General features: G+C 74.2%; 1 protein-coding gene. It reads right to left on the reverse strand.

Annotation, left to right across the window (positions count from 1 at the left end; translation table 11 throughout):
• The coding region (locus IE239_RS41260; protein ID WP_190154576.1) for an acyltransferase domain-containing protein at positions 1-2,127 on the reverse strand (2,127 nt) is incomplete at its 3' end.
• Between the last annotated feature and the right edge of the window lie 25 nt (positions 2,128-2,152).

The following is a 2,152-nucleotide window of genomic DNA, read 5'->3' on the forward strand; positions in this document are numbered from 1 at the left end:
GTCCGAACGGCCCACCGACACACCCCCACACGTCAGCACCCACACCCGGCCGCCCACCCCCGCGTCACCGACCGCCTGCAACACCGCCGCCACCGTGGCAGGGCCCAGCGGCAGGCCCTCGGTGTCGGATCCGGCGAGTCCGGCGAACGCCAGGACGCCCCCGACGGGTCGGTCCGCGGCGGCGTCACGCAGCCGGCCGGCCAGTGCGGCGCGGTCGGTGGCGATGACGGTGGTGACGCGGTCGGGGCCGCCGAGGGCGGCGGTGACGGCGACGACCGCCGGGTCGGGGCCGTCGAGGGCGTCCGGAAGGACCAGCAGCCAGCACGCGTCGGTGGCGTCCGGGGCCGCGGCCGCTTCGACGGCCGCGGGCTTCCACACCACCTCATAGGAGAGGGACTCGACGGCGGTCTCCTGCTGCTGCCGCTTCCGCCAGGAGGCCAGTGCCGGGACGACGGCGCCGATGTCCTCGGGCGCGATGCCCAGGGTCTGGGTCAGGGCGTCGACGTCCTCGCACTCGACCGCTTCCCAGAAACGGTCGTCGGCCGTGTCCGCCGCGGTGCGGGCGGTCTTCCCGGCTGTGACGGCGGTGCCGTGGTCGAGCCAGTAGCGTTCGTGCTGGAAGGCGTAGGTCGGCAGGTCCGCCGCTCGGGTGGCGGGGGCGGCCCCGAGCGCCGGGGACCAGTCGACGTCGACGCCGTGGACATGGAGCCGGGCCAGGGCGCCGTACAGAGCGGCGACCTCGGGGCTGTCCTTGCGCAGCGCGGGAACGAACAGCGGTCCGGTTCCCGCGGCCGGGTCGTCGGAGAGGCAGGTCCGGGCGAGGGCGGTGAGGGTGCCGTCCGCGCCGAGTTCGAGGTAGCGGGTGACACCCTGCTCGTGCAGGCGTCGTACGTTGTCGGCGAAGCGCACGGGCTGCCGGACCTGCGCCACCCAGTAGCCGGCCGCGCACAGTTCACCGGGGTCGGCGAGGGCGCCGGTGACGTCGGAGACGACGGGGATCTGCGGGCGGTGGTAGGTGAGGCTTTCCGCGACGCGCAGGAAGTCGTGCAGCATGGGTTCCATCAGCGGCGAGTGGAAGGCGTGGCTGACCCGCAACGGGGTGGCCCTGCGGCCGAGGCCCCGGAAGTGCGCGGCGATCTCCGAGACACAGGCCTCGTCTCCCGAGATCACGACGGACTGCGGCCCGTTGAGGGCGGCGATGCCGGCTTCGGCCTCCCGCCCGGCCAGCAGGGGCAGCACCTCCTCCTCCGAGGCCTGCAGCGCGACCATGGCGCCGCCCTCGGGCAGCGCCTGCATGAGCCGGCCGCGTGCCGCGACCAGGCGGCAGGCGTCCTCCAGGGACCACACTCCTGCCACATAGGCCGCGGCCAGTTCGCCGACGGAGTGGCCGGCGAGCACGTCGGGGCGGACGCCCCACGACTCCAGCAGCCGGAAGAGCGCAACTTCGAAGGCGAAGAGGGCGGGCTGGGTGAACTCCGTTCGGTTCAGGACTTCTTCGTCGTCACCGAAGACGATCTCCTTGAGCGACCGTCGGAGTTCGTTGTCCAGGTGGGCGCAGACGGCGTCGAACGCCTCCGCGAACACCGTGAAGGCGTCGTACAGTTCACGGCCCATGCCGAGCCGCTGGGAGCCCTGCCCCGCGAAGAGGCAGGCGAGGTCGCCCTCGGAGGTGGTCGTGCCCACGGCTGCGACGGGCGAGGGCCGGCCCCGGCCGACGGCCTTCAGGGCGGCGAGGAGGTCCTCGCGGTCCGCACCGACCACGGCGGCGCGGTACTCGAAGGCGGACCGGGAGGTGGCGAGCGCGTGGGCGACCACGGCGGGGCTCAGCTCGGGGCGGGACTCGATGTGCTCGACCAGCCGGGCGGCCTGGGCGTGCAACGCTTCCTCGCTGCGGCCGGAGACAAGCCAGGGCACCGTGGCCGACGGGGGGTTCGGGGGCGCTGTGGGTTCCGGAGTGCCGACGGAGAGCGGTTCCTCCAGGACGACATGGGCGTTGGTGCCGCTGAGCCCGAAGGCGGACACGGCGGCGCGGCGCGGCCGGCCCTCCAGCGCGGGCCACTCCCGCTCCTGCGTCAGCAGCTCGACGGCGCCGGCCGACCAGTCGACCTGGGAGGACGGCTCGTCCACATGCAACGTACGCGGCAGCACCCCG

It is taken from the genome of Streptomyces humidus (genome assembly GCF_014649655.1).
Classification (GTDB): Bacteria; Actinomycetota; Actinomycetes; order Streptomycetales; family Streptomycetaceae; genus Streptomyces; species Streptomyces humidus.